This window comes from Hymenobacter perfusus (genome assembly GCF_003944765.1).
Taxonomy (GTDB): domain Bacteria; phylum Bacteroidota; class Bacteroidia; order Cytophagales; family Hymenobacteraceae; genus Hymenobacter; species Hymenobacter perfusus.
In genome coordinates this window covers 493,515-514,933 of sequence record NZ_RWIU01000003.1, presented here as the reverse complement: position 1 = coordinate 514,933, position 21,419 = coordinate 493,515, and the positions used below count along the sequence as shown (strand labels likewise).

Annotated in this window: 17 protein-coding genes; 15 read left to right on the top strand and 2 right to left on the bottom strand. The window is 61.3% G+C overall.

The annotated features are described in order from the left end of the window. Positions 1-9: 9 nt before the first annotated feature. The 13 genes from EI293_RS12005 (at position 10) to EI293_RS11945 (ending at position 14,759) form a co-directional block, all read left to right on the top strand. Complete coding sequence (locus EI293_RS12005) at positions 10-651, top strand: CatB-related O-acetyltransferase (RefSeq protein ID WP_125438077.1); 642 nt, start codon at positions 10-12, stop codon at positions 649-651. 172 nt (positions 652-823) lie between these two features. Continuing rightward, the gene (locus EI293_RS12000; RefSeq protein WP_246010622.1) at positions 824-1,141 is read left to right on the top strand and encodes an ArsR/SmtB family transcription factor; all 318 of its coding nucleotides are present in this window, start codon (positions 824-826) and stop codon (positions 1,139-1,141) included. A gap of 65 nt (positions 1,142-1,206) precedes the next feature. Next, a complete protein-coding gene (locus tag EI293_RS11995) occupies positions 1,207-2,010 on the top strand; it encodes a sulfite exporter TauE/SafE family protein (RefSeq protein ID WP_125437912.1) in 804 nt (267 codons plus the stop codon). A 77-nt stretch (positions 2,011-2,087) separates the two neighbouring features. Continuing rightward, positions 2,088-3,425 carry an MBL fold metallo-hydrolase gene (locus tag EI293_RS11990; RefSeq protein WP_125437910.1) on the top strand — a complete coding sequence of 446 codons (1,338 nt, stop codon included), beginning with the start codon at positions 2,088-2,090 and terminating at the stop codon, positions 3,423-3,425. A gap of 78 nt (positions 3,426-3,503) precedes the next feature. After that, positions 3,504-4,064, top strand: coding sequence for a YeeE/YedE family protein (locus tag EI293_RS11985; protein ID WP_125437908.1), 561 nt, complete (start codon positions 3,504-3,506; stop codon positions 4,062-4,064). A gap of 15 nt (positions 4,065-4,079) precedes the next feature. Beyond that, positions 4,080-4,490, top strand: coding sequence for a DUF6691 family protein (locus EI293_RS11980; protein ID WP_125437906.1), 411 nt, complete (start codon positions 4,080-4,082; stop codon positions 4,488-4,490). A gap of 65 nt (positions 4,491-4,555) precedes the next feature. Continuing rightward, positions 4,556-5,617: an LLM class flavin-dependent oxidoreductase gene (locus tag EI293_RS11975; RefSeq protein ID WP_125437904.1), complete on the top strand. Its 1,062-nt coding sequence runs from the start codon at positions 4,556-4,558 to the stop codon at positions 5,615-5,617. A 326-nt stretch (positions 5,618-5,943) separates the two neighbouring features. Further along, positions 5,944-8,241 (top strand): catalase/peroxidase HPI, encoded by a 2,298-nt coding sequence (gene katG, locus EI293_RS11970; RefSeq protein WP_125437902.1) that lies wholly within the window; start codon positions 5,944-5,946, stop codon positions 8,239-8,241. A gap of 385 nt (positions 8,242-8,626) precedes the next feature. Beyond that, positions 8,627-11,113: a TonB-dependent receptor gene (locus tag EI293_RS11965; RefSeq protein WP_125437900.1), complete on the top strand. Its 2,487-nt coding sequence runs from the start codon at positions 8,627-8,629 to the stop codon at positions 11,111-11,113. Between the two features lie 111 nt (positions 11,114-11,224). Next, on the top strand, positions 11,225-12,535 hold the full coding sequence (locus tag EI293_RS11960) for a PepSY-associated TM helix domain-containing protein (RefSeq protein ID WP_125437898.1): 1,311 nt from the start codon (positions 11,225-11,227) through the stop codon (positions 12,533-12,535). A gap of 93 nt (positions 12,536-12,628) precedes the next feature. Beyond that, the gene (locus tag EI293_RS11955) at positions 12,629-13,693 is read left to right on the top strand and encodes a bile acid:sodium symporter family protein (protein WP_125437896.1); all 1,065 of its coding nucleotides are present in this window, start codon (positions 12,629-12,631) and stop codon (positions 13,691-13,693) included. 65 nt (positions 13,694-13,758) lie between these two features. Next, complete coding sequence (locus EI293_RS11950; RefSeq protein WP_125437894.1) at positions 13,759-14,211, top strand: ankyrin repeat domain-containing protein; 453 nt, start codon at positions 13,759-13,761, stop codon at positions 14,209-14,211. Between the two features lie 308 nt (positions 14,212-14,519). Next, a complete protein-coding gene (locus EI293_RS11945; RefSeq protein WP_125437892.1) occupies positions 14,520-14,759 on the top strand; it encodes a hypothetical protein in 240 nt (79 codons plus the stop codon). Here the strand turns inward: EI293_RS11945 and EI293_RS11940 are convergent. Beyond that, positions 14,725-17,415, bottom strand: coding sequence for an MGH1-like glycoside hydrolase domain-containing protein (locus tag EI293_RS11940; protein ID WP_125437890.1), 2,691 nt, complete (start codon positions 17,413-17,415; stop codon positions 14,725-14,727). The genes EI293_RS11945 and EI293_RS11940 overlap by 35 nt on opposite strands. Before the next feature lie 202 nt (positions 17,416-17,617). Between EI293_RS11940 and EI293_RS11935 the strand changes: the two genes are divergently transcribed. Both EI293_RS11935 and EI293_RS11930 read left to right on the top strand, forming a co-directional pair. Then, the gene (locus EI293_RS11935) at positions 17,618-18,325 is read left to right on the top strand and encodes a hypothetical protein (RefSeq protein WP_125437888.1); all 708 of its coding nucleotides are present in this window, start codon (positions 17,618-17,620) and stop codon (positions 18,323-18,325) included. A gap of 3 nt (positions 18,326-18,328) precedes the next feature. After that, positions 18,329-18,790: a hypothetical protein gene (locus EI293_RS11930; protein WP_125437886.1), complete on the top strand. Its 462-nt coding sequence runs from the start codon at positions 18,329-18,331 to the stop codon at positions 18,788-18,790. Between the two features lie 16 nt (positions 18,791-18,806). Here EI293_RS11930 and EI293_RS11925 read toward each other — a convergent pair whose 3' ends face one another. Then, complete coding sequence (locus tag EI293_RS11925; protein ID WP_125437884.1) at positions 18,807-21,278, bottom strand: M1 family metallopeptidase; 2,472 nt, start codon at positions 21,276-21,278, stop codon at positions 18,807-18,809. Positions 21,279-21,419: the final 141 nt, after the last annotated feature.

Genomic DNA, 21,419 nt, shown 5'->3' with positions numbered 1-21,419 from the left:
CTACCCGCTATGACCGGCCCCAACCCTTCCACCTTGCACCCGCTGCCCCACCACCGCAAGCTGGTGTTTCTGAAAAATCTGGTCACGCGTCCTACTATCGAAGTTGGCGACTACACCTACTATGATGACCTGGAAGATCCAGCCAACTTCGAGCGGAACGTGCTGTATCACTTCGACTTCATCGGGGACCGACTCATTATCGGCAATTTCTGCGCTCTGGCTTCCGGGGTGAAGTTCATCATGAACGGCGGCAACCACGAAACTGCCCCCGTTTCCACCTATCCGTTTGCCATTTTCGGCGGCGGCTGGGAAGCGGCCATGCAGGGGCAGTCGGTAGCCGAAAAATATCCTTCCAAGGGCGACATCGTGGTGGGCCACGACGTATGGATTGGGCACGAGGCCACCATCATGCCGGGCGTGCGCATCGGCAACGGGGCCGTGGTGGCTACCAAGGCCGTGGTGACGCGCCATGTACCGGCCTACGCCATCGTGGCCGGCAACCCCGCCCAGGTAGTGCGCTTCCGCTTCGATGAGGACACCATTGCCCGCCTGGAAAAGCTGGCGTGGTGGCACTGGCCGGCCGAAAAAATTACGCGTAATCTGGCGTTGCTCGGGGCCGCCGACGTGGCCGCCCTGGAGCAAGCCCAATAGCCGGCAGCGGCAAAACTCAGAACGTCATGCTGAGCAACTCCGCTAACCGTTCCATAGCCCAGGGTTTAAACCCTGGGCTAATGAATCGTTGAGACGAAGCAGAAAGAACCGGGAACCAAACCGGCCGGCCGATTTGTATACATGAACAAATGATCATACATTTGCATACCGTATGGCTCCTACCACTGCTCCCGTCGAAATGAACCTGTCCATCGAGAAGATGGAGAAGGTGGCCTTCATCCTCAAAACCACCGCCCACCCCACCCGCATTGCCATTGTGCAGTTGCTGGCGGCCCAGGAAAGCCTGTCGGTAAACGACATCAGTGAGCGGCTAAACATCGAGCAGAGCCTGGCCTCGCACCACCTCTCGGGCATGAAGCTGAAAGGCATCCTGAGCAGCTCCCGCGACGGCAAAAACGTGTTCTACGCCCTCAAAATGCGCGAAGTGGTGGATGTTATCCAGTGCATTGCCGCGTGTACGTTTCTGTAACGGCGCGGCTTTTTTTTGCCGTAATACATGAACAATCATTCATAAATACATACGTTCAGCTTTTCATGTTACACGCCATTGGATACTTCGCCGCCATTTTTATCGGGCTTTCGCTGGGCATCATGGGTGGGGGCGGCTCCATCCTCACGGTGCCCGTGCTGGTGTATCTGATGGGCGTGAGTCCGGTGCTAAGCACGGCCTACTCGCTGTTTGTGGTGGGCTCGACTTCGGTGGTGGGCGCTTCGGGCTATTTCCGCAAGGGGCTGGTGTCGCTGAAAACGGCACTGGTGTTTCTGGGGCCGTCATTGGCGGCGGTGTTTGCGATGCGGCGGCTGGTGATGCCGGCCATTCCGGCGGAGCTGTTCGTGGTGGGTGGCCTCGTGGTGACCAAGGATTTGCTAGTGCTGGTGGCCTTCGCCGGGCTGATGGTGGTGGCCGCCGCATCCATGATCCGGAGCCAAGGGCCGGAAGCGACGCTGGAAACCGATATAAATCCGCCGTTCAACTACCCGCTGGTGCTGGGCATCGGGCTGGTGGTGGGCACGCTCACGGGCTTTGTGGGGGCGGGCGGCGGCTTTCTGATTATCCCGGCCCTGGTGCTGGGCGCGCGCCTGCCCATGAAGCTGGCCGTGGGCACGTCCCTGGTCATCATTGCCCTGAATTCGCTGATTGGGTTTAGCGGCGACCTGAGCGCGGGCACGCCCATTGCGTGGCCGTTTCTGCTGGGGTTTCTGGCGTTTGCGCTGGCGGGCATCGTGGCGGGCACCTACTTGGCCCGCTTCATTCCCGGTCACAAACTCAAGCCGGCTTTCGGGTGGTTTACCCTGGCGATGGGCACGTTCATCCTGCTGCGGGAGCTGGTTTTCTAGCGTTCCGGCGGCGTTTTACGGGGCCGACGCTGGCGGCCTCGCTATCCATTCATTTTCCTGTTTAGTTGCTTTTTACCATGAAAATCGAGCAGTTTGAAGACAAGGGCCTGGCCCACTTTTCCTACGCCATTCTGAGCGAGTGCGCCCGCGAAATCGTGCTCATCGACCCGGCCCGCGACCCGCAGCCGTACTACGATTTCGCCCAGGCCCACGAGGCCCGCATCGTGGCCGTTATCGAGACGCACCCGCACGCCGACTTCGTGAGCAGCCACCTGGAAATTGCCCAGACCACCGGGGCCGTTATCCGCGTCAGCCAGCTTGTGGGGGCCGATTATCCGCACCAGCCGTTTGATGAAGGCGACTCGTTTACCAGCGGTAAGCTCACCTTCCGGGCCCTGAACACGCCCGGCCACTCACCCGATTCCCTCAGCATCGTACTCAGCCACGAGGGGCAAGACGTAGCCGTTTTCACCGGCGACACCCTGTTCATCGGCGACGTGGGCCGGCCAGACCTGCGCGAAAAAGCTGGCAACCTCACGGCCCGGCGCGAGGAGCTGGCCCGGCAGCTCTACCATTCGTTGCATACGAAGCTTATGCCTTTAGCCGATGCGGTGCTGGTGTACCCGGCCCACGGCGCGGGCAGCCTCTGCGGCAAGGCCCTAAGCGGGGCCAGCAGCAGCACCATCGGCGACGAGAAATTCGGCAACCCCATGCTACGGAAGATGAGCGAGGCGGGTTTCGTGCGGGAGCTGCTCCAGGATCAGCCCTTTATTCCCAAATACTTCGGCTACGATGTGGCCCTGAACAAAGCCGGCACCCCGGCCTACGCCCCCGGCGTGCAGCAGGTGCCGCGCCTGGCGGCCGGTGCGGCCCTTCGGCCCGGCGCGGTGCTGGTAGATGCCCGGCACGAGGCCGAATTCAAACAAGGCCATGCCGAGGGCGCGCTCAACTTGCAGCAAGGCGGCAAATTCGAAACCTGGCTGGGCTCGATTGTCGGGCCGGAGGAACAGTTTTATTTGGTGGCTCCCGACGAAGCCACACGGGAAGACCTGATCCGGAAAGCGGCCAAAATCGGCTACGAAGCCCGGTGCGTGGGGGCGCTGGTGGGCACGCCGGGTACGGACGCCACCCTGCCGCTGCTGGAGGTGGCGCAGTTCCGCCAGCACCCGGCGCAGTACACCATCGTGGATATCCGCTCAGTTACCGAGCACCGCGACGAGCCGTTGTTTGCCGGTTCGCTCAGCATCCCGCTGCCCGAGCTGCGCGAGCGGGCCTCGGAAATTCCGGCCGATAAGCCCGTGGTGGTGCATTGCGCCGGCGGCTACCGCTCGGCGGCGGGCAGCAGCATCGTGGCCGCCGCGTTGCCCGATGCTACCGTTTTCGACCTGGGCGAAGCCGTGAAATCGTTCTTCTAGTTTGCATTTCCTGCTCCTTCCAACGCCAGATTGCTCCGGCAGCCTGCACCTTCTTTTCCTCTGTCTTCTTCCTGAATTATGCTTGATTTTCTTCGCCAGCCCTGGCCCTGGTACGTGGCCGGGCCGCTCATTGGCCTGACGGTGCCGGCGCTGTTGCTACTCGGCAACAAGGCGCTGGGCATCAGCAGCTCGCTGCGCCATATCTGCGCCGCCTGCGTGCCCGCCGGGCTGCCGTTTCTCACCTATAACTGGCGCAAAGAAGCCTGGAACCTGTGGTTTGTGCTAGGCATTGCCTTAGGCGGCTTCCTGGGTTACCGCGTGCTGGGCCACCCCGAGGTCATTGCCATTTCGGCAGCTACCGTGCGCGACCTGCGGGCCGAGCTGCACCTCACCGATTTTTCCGGTTTGCTGCCCCGGGAGCTGTTTGCTCTGGAAAACCTGAGTAACTGGCAGGGCTGGGTATTTATGGTGCTGGGCGGCTTTCTGGTGGGCTTCGGCACGCGCTACGCCGGCGGCTGCACCTCGGGCCACGCTATTTCGGGCCTGTCCAACCTGCAATGGGTGTCGTTGGTGGCCGTTATCGGCTTTTTCGCGGGCGGCCTGCTCATGACCTGGGTAGTGTACCCGCTGTTGTTTTAATCCAGCCTGCTTTTCATGAAAAACCTTAAATACCTGGTGATGGGCACGCTGTTCGGCGTTATCCTGACCAAAAGTGAAGTGGTGAGCTGGTTCCGGATTCAGGAGATGTTCCGGTTTCAGAGCTTCCACATGTATGGCGTCATCGGCTCGGCCATTGTCGTTGGGATGCTGTCCATTCAGCTCATCAAGCGCAACCGTCTGCGCACCATTAATGGCGAGGAAATCCGGCTAGCCGACAAGCAGTACAGCCACGGCGTCTGGCTGGGCGGGCTGCTATTCGGGCTTGGCTGGGCCATTACGGGCGCGTGCCCGGGGCCGCTTTTTGCGCAGCTGGGTAGCGGCGTACCGGCCGCCGCCATCATGATTCTGGCGGCCCTGGCCGGCACCTGGACCTACAGCGCCCTGCGCGACAAACTGCCGATGTAGCCCGGCGCATCGGTTATGCGAAAGGGCCAGTAAACTAACCGGCCCGTTCGGTGGTTATACTCCCTATGAATTCCACTGACTTGACTTCCCCAACTATACAACTCAGCGTGCTCGACCAGTCGCCGGTGCCGCTGGGACGCACCCCGCGCGAGGCTCTGCAGCACACCGTGGAGCTGGCCCGCCTGACGGATCGGCTGGGCTTCACCCGCTTCTGGGTTTCGGAGCACCACAACACCCGCACGTTGGCTGGCTCCTCGCCGGAGGTGCTGCTGGCCCGCCTCGGGGCCGAAACCCAGCGCATCCGTCTGGGCTCGGGCGGGGTGATGCTGCCCCATTATGCCCCACTCAAAGTAGCCGAGAACTTCCGCCTGCTCGAAGCTCTCTATCCCGGCCGTATTGATCTGGGCATTGGCCGCGCCCCCGGCACCGACCGGATTACGGCCCACGCCCTCAACCCCCACAACCAGTTCCGCGACGAAGATTTTGCCGAGCAACTGATGGATCTGCGGGCTTTCCTGCGGGATGAGGTGGTGGAGGACACCATTCATGCCCGCGTGAAGGCGGCCCCCTTCGTGGATACCGTGCCCGAAATGTGGCTGCTGAGTTCCAGTGGCCAGAGCGGGCTGTTTGCGGCCCACGTGGGCGCGGCGTTCAGCTTCGCCCACTTCATCAACCCCAACGGCGGCCCCCGCATGGTGCAGACCTACCGGGAGCGGTTCCGGCCCTCGCCCGAGTTGGCGGCTCCGCAGGCCAACGTGGCCACCTTTGTAGTATGCGCCGATACGGCCGGCCATGCCCAAGCGCTGGCAGATAACCTGGCTTTGCAGATGCTGAAGCTGGAAACCGGCCAGTTTACGCCCATTGAGGCCGTGGAAACGGTGAACGTGCGGGGCCTTTCCGCCGATTTGCAGGCCCGCCTGGCCTACCACCACACTCGCATCGTGAGCGGTACGCCCGACAAGGTGAAAGCCGAGCTGGAAGCCCTAGCCGCCTCCTACGGCGTAGACGAAGTAGTAGCTGTTACCATCACCCACGACTACGACGACCGGCTCCGCTCCTACGAGCTGCTGGCCGATGCCTTTGCTTTGAAAGCCCAGCACGCGCGGCAGCCGGCCCTGGCCGTGTAGCGGCCCGGGAAATCGTTCTTCCCCGCCAATACAGCTATCCGAAAACACCGTTTCAATTAATGCTCCGGCCACCTGGCCGGAGCGTTTTTTATGGCAGCCCTTTCGGCGTACCCAGCACAACCATAGCATATTGGACCCGTGACTGTGCGGGCACTGCGTAATCGGCCCGTATTTTATGTTCTGGCGAACCTCCTCCGCAGCGTAATCAGCGTACACCTTTTACCAAAGGCTTGCCGAAAAGTCAGGCTCTGCCCCGGAAATCAGGGCCGCGCCCTGCGCCGGTTGGTCTACGGTACGTACGCGTTCTTAATTAACAACACGACTATATGCTGAACATCAGCCACGACAAAACCGACACCAGCAGCTTTGATATGCAGGGCAAGTGCCCCTTCGGCGGCGACCGGATCGGCGGCGCTACCGGCACCCCGCCCGCCCTCTCCGATTGGTACCCCAACCGCCTGAAGGTGGAGCTGCTGCACCAGAACAGCCCGCTGGCGAACCCCCTCGGCGAGGATTTCAACTACGCCGAAGCTTTCAGCCGCATTGATCTGGAAGCCCTGAAGCAGGAAATCAAGTCGTTCCTGACTACTTCCGTGGACTGGTGGCCTTCCGATTACGGCAACTATGGCCCGCAGATGATCCGGATGGCCTGGCACTCGGCCGGCACCTACCGAATTGCCGACGGCCGGGGCGGCGCGGGCGAGGCCATGCAACGCTTCGCCCCCGTTGAAAGCTGGTGGGATAACGGCAACGTGGACAAGTCGCGCCGCCTGCTGTGGCCCATCAAGCAGAAATACGGCAGCTCCCTGTCTTGGGCCGACCTGATTGTGCTGACCGGCAACTGCGCGCTGGAAATCATGAACTTCCCCACCTACGGCTTTGCCGGGGGCCGCGAGGATGCTTGGGAAGCCGATAGCGTGACCTACTGGGGCCCAGAGGTAATTCATGATCTGCGCACCGCCGAGTCGCCCGACAAGATGGTGAACCGGGACAAGCGCTGGCAGGGCCGCAATGGCGACGCCAATTATGACCTGGAAAACCCGCTGGCTGCTACCCATCAGGCCCTCATCTACGTGAACCCCGAAGGCCCTTATGCCGACGGCGACGTGATGGGCTCGGCCCGCGACATTCGGGTGGCTTTCACCCGCATGGCCATGAACGACGAGGAAACCGTGGCGCTGATTGCCGGCGGCCACGCCTTCGGTAAGAGCCACGGCATGGTGCCGTCCGCCAAAATCGGGATGCCGCCCGAAATTTCGCCTTTAGAGCAGATGGGCCTGGGCTGGCACAACCCCGTGGGCTCGGGCAACGCCGAAAACACGATGACCAACGGCATCGAAGGCAGCTGGACCCAGAACCCGACTCAGTGGGACAACAGCTACCTCGAAAACCTCTTCAACCACGAGTGGAAGCAGACCAAAAGCCCCGCCGGCGCTTTGCAGTGGACGCCCGTGGACGCCGACGCGCCCCGCACGCCCGATGCCCACATCCCCGGCAAGACGCACGCGCTGATGATGATGACCACCGACTTAGCGCTGAAGGAAGACCCCGAATACCGCAAGGTGTGCGAAAAGTTTCTGAATGACTTCGACGCCTTCACCCAGGCCTTCTCGAAAGCCTGGTATAAGCTCACCCACCGCGACATGGGCCCCCGGGAGCGGTACCTGGGTCCCGAAAAGCGCCTGGAGAACGACCTACTCTGGCAGGACCCGATTCCGGTAGCCGACTACGCCATCATCGACGCAACTGACGCGGATGCCCTGAAAAAGGACATTCTGGATCTGGGCGTATCGGTTTCCGACCTGGTATTTACGGCCTTCTCGGCCGCCGTTACCCACCGCCACAGCGACAAGCGCGGCGGTGCCAACGGTGGTCGTCTGGCCTTGGCCCCGCAAAAAGACTGGGAAGTAAATCAGCGCACGGTGCCCGTTATCGAGAAGCTGCGCACGGTGCAGTCGAAGTTCAACGACCAAGCTGCCGCCGGCAAGCAGGTTTCATTGGCTGACCTGATTGTGCTGGGTGGTTGCGCGGCCCTGGAAAAAGCCGCCGCCGATGCCGGCGTGCCCACCACAGTGCCCTTTACCCCCGGCCGCCGCGACACCACTCAGGAACTGACCGACGTGGAAATGTTCACCTGGCTTAAGCCCGTGGCCGACGGTTTCCGCAACTACCTGGATGCCGACTTTAATAAGATTGCACCGAAAGTGGCCCCCGAAGAGCTGTTCCTCGATAAAGCCCACCTGCTGAATCTCACCGCCCCCGAGTGGGTGGCACTCACGGGCGGCCTGCGGGCCATGAACGTCAACCACGATAACTCGGAGCACGGCGTGTTCACGGACCGCGTGGGCGTACTCACCAACGACTTCTTCACCGTGCTGACCAGCATGGACTACGAGTGGAAGAAGGCCGATGCGAAAGGCTACGCCCTCACCCTCAACGACCGGAAAACCGGCGAAAAACGCTTCACCGCCACCCGCACCGACCTCGTGTTCGGCTCCAATAGCCAACTGCGGGCCGTGGCCGAAGTGTACGCCGGCCAGGATGGGCACCAGCGTTTCGTGAAAGCCTTCGTGAAGGCCTGGGACAAGGTGATGATGCTGGACCGCTACGACGTGAAGGCGTAAGCAGCACCCGCAGCCCCGTTTCAACTATTGTATTCCGGCAACGCCCGGCTTCGCTGTACTGCGGGGCCGGGCGTTGCTTTTTGAAGCGGGCTTTGTTCCGGTCCGGCGGGCCGGTTGATGCGTGCTACCTCCCGCACGATGACGCCTGCTGACACCCCCGCGACGAAGTAATAACCTCACCGAACGGCATCCGGCCCGACGAGCTGTGCCCGCCGTACCGGAGCGGTTTACGCATTCCCTGCGCAGATCTTGCACAGTAACCAGTTGTCTGTCAGCGTCCAATTTCACTATATAGATTTTTTCTAAGCAACTGTTTTGAATCTATCTAAATAGAGCCGAGCTTTGCATTGTTTTAAATCAATCTAAACAAGCTGCCCCCGCTCTGATGTCTCGTCCGCTACCGCTTCTGCTCCTGCTTTCCCTCGCTGCTGCTCCCGCTTTAGGGGGTGAACTCACGACAAACAGCCCGCTACACAACGGCGACGATGATACTGCGCAGCGGGGCCGCCTGAGCGGGCGGGTGTTGGATGAGAAAGGGCAACCGGTAGAAGGCGTGACGGTGGCACTGAAAGGCACGGCCTTCGGCACTACCACCAACACCGATGGCAGCTTCCGGCTGTCGGCTCCGGCGGGCACCTACCAGCTGGTAGTGAGCAGCCTGGGCTACGGCACCCAGGAAGTGGCCGTGACCGTAACCGCCGGTGAAACCACCAGTGTTCCGGCCTTCGCGGTGCAGCAGAACCAGCAGCAGCTCAACGAGGTACGCGTAACCGGCAGCCGCAGCCTCAACGAGCGGCCGGTGGCCGTGGGCAAAGTCGCCATTGCCCCTTTGGATCTGCCCCAGAGCACCTTTACCGTGGAGCGCCAGACCCTAGAGCAGCAGCAGGTATTGCGCGTGAGCGACGTGCTGGCCAACGTGAGCGGCGTGTACGTGAGCGGCAACACGGGCGGCTATCAGGAAGAAATTTCAGGCCGTGGCTTTGCTTTCGGCAGCAGCAACACCTTCAAGAACGGGGTACGTTATAACAACAGCATTCTGCCCGAAACCAGCTCTTTGGAGCGGTTTGAGGTGCTGAAGGGCAGCAACGCCATCCTCTACGGCAACGTGGCGGCCGGCGGCGTGCTGAACCTGGTCACCAAAAAGCCCCGCTTTGAGCAGGGCGGCTCCGTGGGGCTGCGCGTAGGCAGCTATGATTTCTATAAGCCTACTTTGGACCTGTACGGGGCCGTGAACGGCAGCGAGCATGTGGCCTTCCGGGTGAACACCACCTACGAAAACAGCCGCAGCTTCCGCAATGAGGTGAAAGGCGAGCGGTTCTACGTGAACCCGTCGCTGCTTGTGAAGATTGGCAGCAAGACCGATTTCCTGCTGGAGGGCGACTACCTGAAGGATGACCGCACGCCTGATTTCGGCATCGGGGCCATCAACTACCGCATTCCGGATGTGCCGCGCGGCCGTTTCCTGAACACCAGCTGGGCCAACATCGGTACGGAGCAGAAATCGGCCACCGCCACCCTCACCCATCACCTCAACGACACCTGGCAGGTGCGCGGCGTAGCGGCCTACCAGGGCTTCAGCAACGACCTGCGCTCGGCCTCCCGCCCCAGCAATGTGCGCGACTCGGTGGACGTGTTCAGCGGCGTGGACAAGAATGGCAAACCCATCAAAATCCTGACCGGCAGCTCCGCGCTGTATGGCAACCAAGTACGCGGCCTCCAAGCCAGTGAAACCAATGAGGACTACTTCCTGGGCCAGCTGGACGTAACCGGCAAAGTACAAACCGGCTTCCTCAAGCACACCGTGCTGGTGGGCATGGACGCCGATAAGTACAACACCCGCGCCATTGCCTACAACGCCATTGGCCGCTACGATTCCATTAACGTGTTCAACGCGGATCGGTATGCTGAAAACAGCGCCGTGCCCAACTTCACCCGCAACACCCGCACCTATTCGCCCATCCGGCGCGTGGGCGTGTACGTGCAGGACCTCATCGAAATTACCGAAAAGCTGAAGCTGCTGGCCGGCGTGCGTTACAGCTACCAGGAAACCGGCAGTATCGTGTACGGCTACGCCAAGCAGACCGATACCCGTACCAAGCGCTACGACGATGCTTTCTCGCCCCGGCTGGGACTGGTGTATCAGCCATTGAAGACCCTGTCGGTTTTTGCTTCTTACGCCAACTCTTTCAACACCAATGGCGGCATGGATAACACCGGCGCGGCTTTGCCGCCCTCCATCATCGACCAGTACGAGGTGGGCGTGAAAAACGAGCTGTTCAACGGGTTGCTGTCGGCCAACGTGACGGCCTACCGCATCGTGAACAGCAACCTGGCCCAGACGATTCTGGTGGGCACACCTAATTACAACATCAACATGCCCACGGCCCAGGAGCTGGCCGGGGAGGTGACCAGCAAAGGCGTAGAGCTGGACGTGCAGAGCAAGCCCATGCTGGGCTGGTCGGTGATTGGGGGGTACAGCTACAACCGCACCGCCTACACCGAGAGCAACATTTACACCGTGGGCAGCCTGCTGCGCTACAATCCCAACCACACGGCCAACGCCAGCGTGTTCTACACCTTCGAGAACGGCCTACTTCACGGGCTGAACCTGGGCCTGACCACGCTCTACATTGGGGAGCGGCAGGCCGGCCGCAGCACCCGGGGCAACGTGCAGGGCGACGCCTTCCGCCTGATTCCGCTGCCCTCCTATACCCAGCTCGATGCCTCCGTGGGCTACACCTACGACCGGCTGAGCCTGCGCCTGAAACTCTCCAACGTGCTCAACAAGTTGAGCTACAACGTCCACGACGACAACAGCGTGAACCCCATTGCCCCCCGCGTGTTCGCGGCCACCGTGGGCTACCGACTGTAAAAAACGAGTGAGTGAGTGAGTGAGTGAGTGACGAAAGCCCGGAGGCTGCTGGCTGCAACCAGTGACCTTCCGGGTTTTCACCCGATTGTCCGACCCGTGTTTTTCTGAGTTATGAAAGTCTTTTTCCGCAACATTCACCTCTACCTCAGCCTGGTTTCGGGGCTGATTATTGCCGTGGTGTGCCTGACCGGAGGCGTGCTGGTATTCGAGAAAGAGCTGGAACAAGCCTGGCACCCCGAGCGGTACTTCGTGCAGCCCGCCGCCACGGCCGCCCTGCCCCTGGCCCGCCTCCAGGAGGCCGTAAAAGCCTACAAAGCCGACGCCAAAATCACGGGCGTGAAAGTGTACGCCGACCCGGCCCGCACCGTGGAGTTCAGCCTGGCCGGCGCGCCCGGCGGCCCCGGCGGCGAAAAAGGCGGCAAGCCCGGCGAAGCCCGCGCAGAGGCCCGCCCCGAAAGTCCACGCGGCGAAAACCGGGGCGAGAGAGGCACCGAAGGCAAAGGCGGTAAGGGAGAGAGTGGCAAAGGTGAGAAAGGCGGTAAGGGTGGCGGCGAAGGTGGCCGGGGACCAACCGTTTTCGTGAACCCCTACACGGCCGCCGTCACCGGGGAGCTGAACTACCGGGAAACCGTGTTTTTCACCATGATGGTCCTGCACCGGGGCATGGTGGGCGGTGCCATCGGCAAGCTCGTGGTGGGCGTGAGCACCGTTATGTTCCTGTTCATCATCGGGACGGGCATTGTGCTGTGGTGGCCGGCCACGCGCAAAGCCGTGAAGCAGCGCCTCCAGGTGAAGTGGAGCGGCGGCTGGAAACGCCTCAACCACGATTTGCACATTGTGCTGGGTTTTTACTCGGCCCTGTTCCTGTTCGTGTTTGCCTTTACGGGGCTGGCGTGGTCGTTTGAGTGGTTCAACAAGGGTATTTACGCCGTTACCAACTCGCCCATGGAGCGCCCCGAGCCACCTATATCGGCCGCGCCGGTTGCCACTGCTCCGGAGGTTGCCGCCGCGCCGGCCGCGCCCCAAAGCCTGACCGCCGACGCGGCCCTGGCCCGTGCCCGGCAACTGGCTCCCACGGCCGTATATTACACGTTGCAACTTCCCAAAGAGCCTACCGCCAGTATTAAAGTGGCCACTCTGCGGCCCGATGCCACCTACGAAAACGCCACCGACGAAGTGTACCTCGACCAGTATAGCGGCCAGGTATTGCGCACCCAAACCTACGAGCAGCGCAACCTGGGACAGCGCGTACGCGGCCTGTTCAAGCCGGTGCATACTGGGGCTATTTTCGGCTGGCCTTCCAAAATCTTTAGCCTAGTGGTATGCCTGCTGGGCTTTACCTTCCCCATTACCGGCGTTATTATGTGGCTGAACCGGCTGAAAAAGGGCCGCAAACAGAAACGGCGCGTAGCGGTGGCCTAACCCCGCGCGGTGTTTAACCTTCCGGCCGCCGCTGCCGTACGTTTCTCAGGCGTCGGGCTACTTGTTAGCCCGACGCTTTTATTTTGCCCCGATATGCTCCAAACTGCTTCTTCTCCTGCTCCCGTGCCACCCACCGAAAACCGCTTGGTTGCCCTGCTGCGGCGGGCCGGTCTGCTCGATTGGTTTCTGCTGGGTCTGGTGGGCGCGGTAGCACTGGCGTACCTGTTCCCCGGTTTCGGCAGCAAAAGCAGCCCGATTCCCTGGAAAACCCTTACCACGGCCGGCGTGGCCCTGATTTTTTTCTTCTACGGACTGCGTTTGAGCCTTGACAAGATGAAGGCCGGCCTGCGCAACTGGCGGCTGCACGTAGTGGTGCAGCTGATTACGTTCGTGGCGTTTCCGGTGCTGGCCCTGCTGTTTCGGCCGTTGTTTGAGGGGCAGAAAGGGGTGCAGCTGTGGCAGAGCATTTTCTTTTTATGCACGCTGCCCAGCACGGTTTCCACGTCGGTGGTGATGGTGAGCATTGCCCGGGGCAACCTGCCGGCGGCCATCTTCAACGCCAGCATCAGCAGCCTGCTGGGCATTGTGCTGACGCCGCTCTGGACCAGCCTGTTTCTGCACACCTCTGCCGATGGCGGCCATCTTTGGGGCCTGGCCCTGAGCCTGACTTGGCAGGTGATTCTGCCGGTGGTGGCAGGCGTGCTGCTCAACCGCCGCTTCGGGGCGTTTGCCGAGCGCCACAAGGGCCGCCTGCGCGTCTCCGACCAAGTGGTGATTCTGCTGATTGTGTTTACCGCCTTTTGCGAGTCGTTTGCCGAGGGTATTTTCCGCAGCTACGCCCCCGCCGATGTGGCCCTGCTGGGCCTGGGAATGGTGGGGCTTTACCTGGCTATTTTCGGGGTGGTGTGGGGGCTGAGCCGGCTGCTGGGCTTCTCCCGCGAGGACCGGATTACGGCCCTGTTCTGCGGCTCCAAAAAGTCGTTGGTACACGGCAGCGTGATGGCCAGCCTGCTCTTCCCGGGTATGGCCGGCACGGGGCTGCTGCTGCTGCCGCTCATGCTGTATCATGCTTTGCAAATCATTCTGGCCAGTATGATGGCCCGGCAGATGGGCCAGCAACCGGAGTCGGCCGCGCCGGCCGGCCCCGTTGCCGGATAGGGATATTCCGGCAACCGGAACCTATATTTGACTTTGGTTCCCACCCGTCGGCCGCATTTCCCGTCATGAAAAAACTTCTTCTCGTTTTTGCGCTATTCCTGTCTACTTTCTCTTGCCTGCTGGCCCAGACGCCCACGCAAAAAGTGTACGCGGCCGTGATGAAAAACCAGCCGGCCGATGTGGAAAAGCTCCTGGCTGCCGGGGCCGATGCCAACGCTCCGGTGGAAATGATGCCGGGCTTCCCTACCACATTTCTGGTTATTGCGGCCGGCAATGGCCATCTGGAAGTCGTGCAGGCGTTGCTCAAGAACAAAGCCCAGGTAGATAAGCCCGATTCCTTTGGCGTGACGCCGCTCATGGCCGCCGCCGCCCAGGGCAGCCTGGAGGTAACGCAGTTTCTGCTCAGTAACGGGGCCAATCCCAAAGCCAAGGATAAGGATGGCAAAGACGTACTGGCAACGGCCAAAGAAGGCGGCAGTGCTGAGGTAGTGAAATACATCCAGAGTAAGCTGAAATAAACTTTCTCTATTCACAAAACGGCAACGGCCGGGCAATGTGCCCGGCCGTTGCCGTTTTGTATTTTGTCCATACACGCTCTGGATACTGATTCTTACCTGACGGCGTCAAGTCGCCGGGTCATCGGCACAATAGCAGCTATGGGTGCCCGGCTTGTGCTTTTTTCGACTGTTAGGTAGCCCAAGCAGCTGTACTATAAGCTCAACCACAACAGCACTAAACACATATATAATTGCCGAAAAAACAGAACCATTGGAACTATATATAGCTGTATCCGGCTTTGTATCGACGAACACCCTTTACTCACCACATGCTTGATTTACAGCTTACTAACGCAGGCTTCTTTGAAATATCCGGTTCCGTGGAGCCGCACCAGCTTGGCACTACCTACGTGCGGCCCCGGGAGGCGGAGGTAGTTCGGGTATTTGTACCGGCCGGAGCCGCCGAAGTGGAAGTGTACGCCGGCCCATTACGGACGGGCCGGCTGGTGTTTCGGGGGTCGGTGGAGCAGGCGCTTACTCTTCCGTGGCTGAGCCCGCAACCCAATTAGCCGCTACTGCTTCAGGCTCACGGTGGCGCAGCAGGCGCACAATCAGGCCCGTCCAGCCGGTTTGGTGGCTGGCACCCAGGCCCCGGCCATTGTCGCCGTGGAAGTATTCGTGGAACAGGAGGTAATCTTTAAAGTGCGGGTCGGTCTGCATCAGCTCGTCGTTGGCGAAGGCCGGGCGGCGGCCATTCTCGTCCTTGAGAAACAGCTTGGTGAGGCGGCCCGACAAGGCATCGGCAATTTCCTGGAGCGTGTGCTGCCGGCCCGAGCCCGTGGGATATTCCACCTGAAACGCGTCGCCGTAGTAAGCGTGGAAGCGTTGCAGTGACTCAATAATGAGGTAGTTGATGGGAAACCAGATGGGGCCGCGCCAATTGCTGTTGCCCCCGAACATGCTGCTTTCGGCCTCGCCGGGCACGTATTGCACCGTAAAATCCGTGTCGGGGGTGCTGTACACGTAGGGGTTTTCCAAGTGGTAGCGCGACATGGCCCGGATGCCGAAATCGGACAGGAACTCCCGCTCATCGAGCATGCGCTTGAGCAGGTTGCGCAGGCGGCTGCGGCGCAGCAGGCTCAGCAGGTGACGGGCTCCTTTGCCCTGCTCCTGCCAGCGGGCTACCAGCTGGGCCAGGTGCGGACGGTTCTCAATCAGCCAGCGTGCCCGTTCCGTGAATTCGGGCAGGGAGCTGAGCAGTTCCTCATCAATGACTTCCACGGCGAAAAGCGGAATCAGGCCCACGATGGAGCGCACGCGCAGCTTGGTGCGGGCGTCGTCGGGGGTGTGCAGCACGTCGTAGTAGAACTGGTCTTCCTCGTCCCAGAGGTTGAACTGGCCGTCGCCGCCGCGCGTCATGGCGTCAGCAATGTAGAGGAAGTGCTCGAAGAATTTGCCGGCAATTTCCTGGTACACGGGGTTGGTGCGGGCCAGCTCCATGGCCATGCGCATCATGTTCAGGGCGAACATGGCCATCCAGCTCGTACCGTCGCTCTGCTCGATGTAGCCGCCGGTGGGCAGCGGCGCGCTCCTATCGAACACGCCGATGTTATCCAGTCCCAGGAAGCCGCCCTCGAAGATATTCCGCTCGCTCTTGTCTTTCCGATTAACCCACCAGGTAAAGTTCAGCGTCAGCTTATGAAAAACCGCTTCCAGAAAGGCAGTATCGCCCTCGCCGTCGTGGAGCTTTTTGTCCATCTGATATACCCGCCAAGTAGCCCAGGCATGCACGGGCGGGTTCACGTCGTTCAGGTTCCACTCGTAGGCCGGCAACTGCCCGCTCGGGTGCAGGTACCAGTCGCGGCACAGCAGCCGAAGCTGGTTTTTGGCAAAGTCGGCGTCCACCATCGCCAGCGGGATACAGTGAAACGCCAGGTCCCAGGCCGCATACCACGGGTATTCCCACTTGTCCGGCATTGAGATGATGTCTTGGTTGTGCAGGTGCCGCCAGTTGCTGTTGCGGCCTTTGCGCCGGCGGGCCGGCAGGCGGGGCAAAGCCGGGTCGCCATCGAGCCACTGCGTGACATCGTAGTAATAAAACTGCTTGCTCCAGAGCATGCCGGCGAAGGCCTGCCGCTGAATATTGCGGGCATCGGCATTACCGGCCACTTCCTCCTGCATGCAGCTATAGAAGTCGTCGGCCTCACGTAGCCGCTCGGCTACAATCGTGTCAAAATCGGCAAACGGCGCGGCCAATTCCTGGGGGCTCAGCCGGAACCGCACCACCCGCGACTCCCCCGGCCCGATTTCCAGGCTGTGGTGGGCGGCCATCTTGGTGCCCTGGCGGTTGGGGTTCACGGCCGTGTAGTCGCCTTCTACCAGGTAATCATTGATGCCGTCCTTGAAATAGCGGCCGTTTTTGGCCGTGCCCGACGGGCCGCCGGTGCGGTGGTAGTTGGTATCGTTGTCGCAGAACAGCAGCGCGGCGGGCTGATCTGAGTAGATGTGGTAGCGGCCCAGGGCCGGGTGCTCGGCCTGGGCCGTGGCCGGGCCGGTAGCACGCAGCAGCGGCACCGCCGACTTGCTTTCGTAGCCCCAGGCCCAGGTGTTCCGGAACCAGAGTTGCGGCAGTACGTGCAGCGGGGCGGCCTCCGGACCCCGGTTGTGGGCCGTTATCTGGAGCAGAATATCATCGGGGCCGGCTTTGGCGTACTCGATGAACACATCGAAGTAGCGGTTTTCGGCGAAGATGCCGGTGTCCAGCAGCTCAAATTCGGGCTCCTGGCGGGTACGGTCGGCATTTTCCCGGCGCAGCTCCTCGTACGGAAACTCCTGCTGCGGATACTTGTAGAGCATCTTCATGTAGGAGTGCGAGGGGGTGCTGTCGAGGTAGTAGTACTGCTCCTTCACGTCCTCGCCGTGGTTGCCCTCGCCGTTGGTAAGACCGAACAGCCGCTCCTTCAGCAGCTCATCCTGCCCGTTCCAGAGGCCCACGGCCAGGCATAGGTGCTGCTGGTCGTCGGAGAGGCCGCCGAGGCCTTCCTCGCCCCAGCGGTAGGCCACGCTGCGGGCCATGTCGTGGGTGAGGTAATTCCAGGCGTTGCCGTCGGGGCTATAATCCTCGCGCACCGTACCCCACTGCCGCTCGGTGAGGTAAGGGCCAAATTTCTTCCAGAGGGCCGCACCAGTCTGGTGTTGGGCTAAGCGTAGTTGTTCCTGCGTCATACCGTCGGGCGTAATCTTCCCAGCGCAAAGGTACGCGCTTCGGCGCGCAGAGTTGGCCCGGCCGGTTGTGGGTTTGCCTGCATGCAGCGTACTTCACCCAAAAACCAGTCAAATCCCAACCAGCAGAACCGGCTACTTTCGCGAGTAAGTCATCGTATCTGGCTACGTTCCGCTGGGTAACGTCTTCTTATCATAGAGCATAATGTATTCTTTCGCAGAGCAGATTATCCGGCAAGCCTTCTTTCTATCCGTCTGGGGAATAGAACGATTCCACGACATGGCACCCTATCACCGCAAGGTGGCAGCCCTAAGCCAACTACCCGCCGGAACCGTGGGCAAAGAATTGGCCGATTGCCTGCTAACCCGTAACCTCACGCTGATTCCGGGCTTCGAGAGCCACGATTTAAAGCATGTCGTGCTGGATTACGAGTTGGAGCCGGTGGGAGAAATCCGGTTGCAGGCCTTCATGCTGGGCAATGGCAACTGGACGCTACCCAGCTTTGCCATCTTCCTCTTCGGCTTACTACTGCTGCCCCGGCAGTGGCGCAAATTTCTCCAAGATTTTCGGGCGGGCCGACAGTGTATTTCCCTGTCCAGCCTGGAAATTGACCACTGCCAGCACGAGTCATTAACTGGGTTCCGGGCCCGACTTTCCAGCCGCTATACTGAAATCAAACCCACCATGAAACCAGCTATTCTTCACCGTCGCATCAGTTACCTGGGCAGTTACAGCCTTATGATTATTGGCGCAGCAGCTATGCTGTTCTGCTTCCCCTTTCTCTGGTCGGCCAACGTGGCGGATTTGGTTGGCGCCGGCTTTCCATTCGTGGCGGGGGCTATCCTAGTAGTTGGAGGCCTGATCAGCCTGACCTTGCACACCGCGCCTCAAACTGAGACAACACAGGCTTAATTGATGGAAAAAGCCTCAAAACGCTGGCTCATCAGCCGAATGAAGACGTCCGGCAGCAAACGGCGCTACGTAGCTAGTGGCGACTACGCCGACCATCGCCGAGAGAAGCAACCTTCTTCTTTCGAGGAGCTACCCCAAAAAGAGCCGTTCCAACGCCCATCCCAATTCTACAATGGCAAAATCAACTACGATTTACTCCGACGCTTTCTGCGCGGACAGGTGGGCCAGCACTGGAACGTGGTTCATGCAGAAATTCTCGCTCGGATTCCCACGCGCCTGCTGCACTACCGGGAAATGATTCACTGGTACGTGGCCGATCAGGTAGAACTCCTGGATGGAAAAATCTGGAACAAACGTACCCAACGGTTTATTAGCCTGGAACGGCTGAGGCAGGCCGTCACTGAAGAATCAACTGAGTTTTACGTGCATCCGGAGACTGGCCTTTTGATGCGTTCAAGACCCTGAATGCCTGTGTAAACGGCTACTTTGCCGCTTCAATTTCGGCTACGGCGGCGGTTACCTGTTGGGCGGCCAGGGCGGCGTTGGGGCGGGCGGACTGCTGCTGCTGAATCTGGCGGAGCAGGCCAATAAGGCGGGCGGAATCGATGTAGGGTTTGTAGCGCACCGTGAGGTCTTTGATGCGGGTGATGCCTTCGGTGAGGGCCGTGGGGTCGTCGAGGCGGCCCATGATGCTGCCGATGCCGGGCAGCATGGCGAAGCGGCTGTTGGGGTCGGCGGCATCGTATTTGGTGCGCATCAGGGGCCATTGGGCGAGGCTGCCGGTCTGGCCGTACACCAGCACCAGGGCCTCGGTGAGGGCGCCTTTGTTATCGGCCTCAAGAGCGGTGGCGCGGGCTTGGGCCAGTTCCGGCCGCAGTGGCAGCAGCCCCAGCAGGGCCGCACCCTGCACCCGGTACGAAGAGTTTTCCAGGGCTTTCGTGAACAACGGCGCGTATTGCTTATCCTTGAGTGAACCTAGAGCCGTGAGGGCGGCGGCCCGCACTACCACCACGGTATCGGTGGCGGCCAGCCGGGCCAGGGCCGGCGCGGCGGCTTTGCGCTGGGCGGCGTTCTGCAGGTCGAGGGCTTCGATGGCAAACTGGCGCAGCACCTGCGACTTATCGGTGAGGCCGGCCGTCAGCAGCTGCCGGGCCAGCGCGTCGTTGGGCTGAGTTTTAAGCTGGGCTTGGGCGGCGGCCAGGGCTTCGCGCCGGTCGAGGTAGCGCGGGGCGAGGCGGAGCTGGGTGGCGTAGGCGGTGAGCGGCTTGTTGTCGGTTTTCTGCCAGAGCAGTACTTTGTCGGCGTCCACGTTTACCAACTCGGGCCGGGTGGCGGCCGGGAAGCGGAAGGTTTCGGTGGCTTGGCGCAGCATTACCTGATGCCGTTGCGGTTTGCCGTTCAGGTACACGTCCACCGCCAGCGGCAGCTGAAAAACGGGGCCAGACTGGGTTTGCCGGATGGTCACGGTTTGCTCCCGGCGGGCAGCGTCCCAGGTGTAGTCAATGCTAACCACGGGGTGGCCGGCGCGGTAGTACCACTGGTCGAAAAACCAGTTCAGATCCTGGCCCGAGGCCTGCTCCAGGGCCAGCCGCAGCTGGTGTGGCCCCCCGGTTCCGAAGGCCTGCTGGGTCAGGTAGGTTTTCAGCCCATTGAAGAAAGATGCCTCGCCCAGGTAGGTGCGCAGCATGTTCAGGATGCTGCCGCCCTTCTGGTAGCTCACGGCGTCAAACAGGTCTTCCTTGTCGGCGTACTGGTAGCGGGCCAAGGGCTTGGTGTGGTTGCCAGGGTCGCTGAGGTAGTTTTGCTGGCTGCGGTAGGCCTGGGCGGCACCGGCGTCGGGGCCGTACTCGTGCTCGGCCCAGAGCACCTCCGAGAAGTTGGCGAAGCTCTCGTTCACGGTCAGGTTGCTCCAGCTTTCGGCCGTCACGTAGTCGCCGAACCAGTGGTGAAACAACTCGTGGGCAATTTCGCGCTCCACGCCGGCGTACTCCCAGTCCAGCAGCTCGCGGGCCGAGCCCTGGGCCTGGGGCCCGAACAGCGAGGCCGAGGTGTTTTCCATGGCCCCGGCCACGTAGTCGCGCACCACTACCTGGGCGTACTTGTTCCACGGATACGCCACCCCGAGCCGCTCGGAAAAGAACTCCAGCATGCGCGGCGTCTTGCCGAAAATGGCGCGGGCCTGCCCGGCGTACTGCGGCTCCAGGTAGTAGCTGACTTCCTTGCCGCGCCAGGTATCGGTGGTTTTGCGGAAGTCGCCAATGGCCAGCATGAACAGGTAGGGCGCGTGCGGCTGGTCCATCTTCCAGGTATCGGTACGCAAACCCGCGCCGGCCGGCTTCTGGCTGACGAGGGCGCCGTTGCTGAGCGTGACGTACTTGGCGGGCACGGTCAGGCTGATTTCGGAGGTGGATTTCTGGTTAGGCTTGTCGATGGTGGGAAACCAGGCCGAGTTGGATTCCGTCTCGCCCTGGGTCCAGATCTGCACCGGCTTGCCCGCCACGGCACTGTCGGGGTTGATGAAGTACAGCCCCTTGGCATCCCCAATGGCCGCACTGCCCTTGGCCCCCAGCTCGTCGGGTTTGGCCACATACTCCACATACACCGTGTAGGCCTCCCCCGCCGGCACCGCCCGCCCCAGCTGCACCAGCAGCTGCTGCTTGTTGTAGGCAAATTTCAGCGGCTGGGGTGCCCCGTTCTGCACCAGCGCCACCTGCTTAATATCCATCCCCTTGGCATCGAGCCGCAACGAGTCGGTGGCGTAGCCGTGGGGCTTGAGCGTGACCCAGGCCTGCCCGTAGGCGTAGCGCTTGGCGTAGTCGAAGCGCAAATCCAGCCGGGTATGCACCAGGTCGTTGACTTTGCGCTCGGCGGCGCGGTAGGTGGTGGCGGGCGTCTGGGCGGTTGTGGCCGTAGCGGCGGCCAAGCTGAGTAGCAACGGGAGGAGTTGGCGCATAGGGAGGACAAGGTAGAAAACCTATACTCCGCCAGATGCGGCCCGGGTGCCAGACGTTGCCTGGGAGGCGGCAGAACGTCATGCTGAGCTTGCCGAAGCATCTCGCGTGCTGAGGTTGAAATAGTAACTCAACGTCAGCAC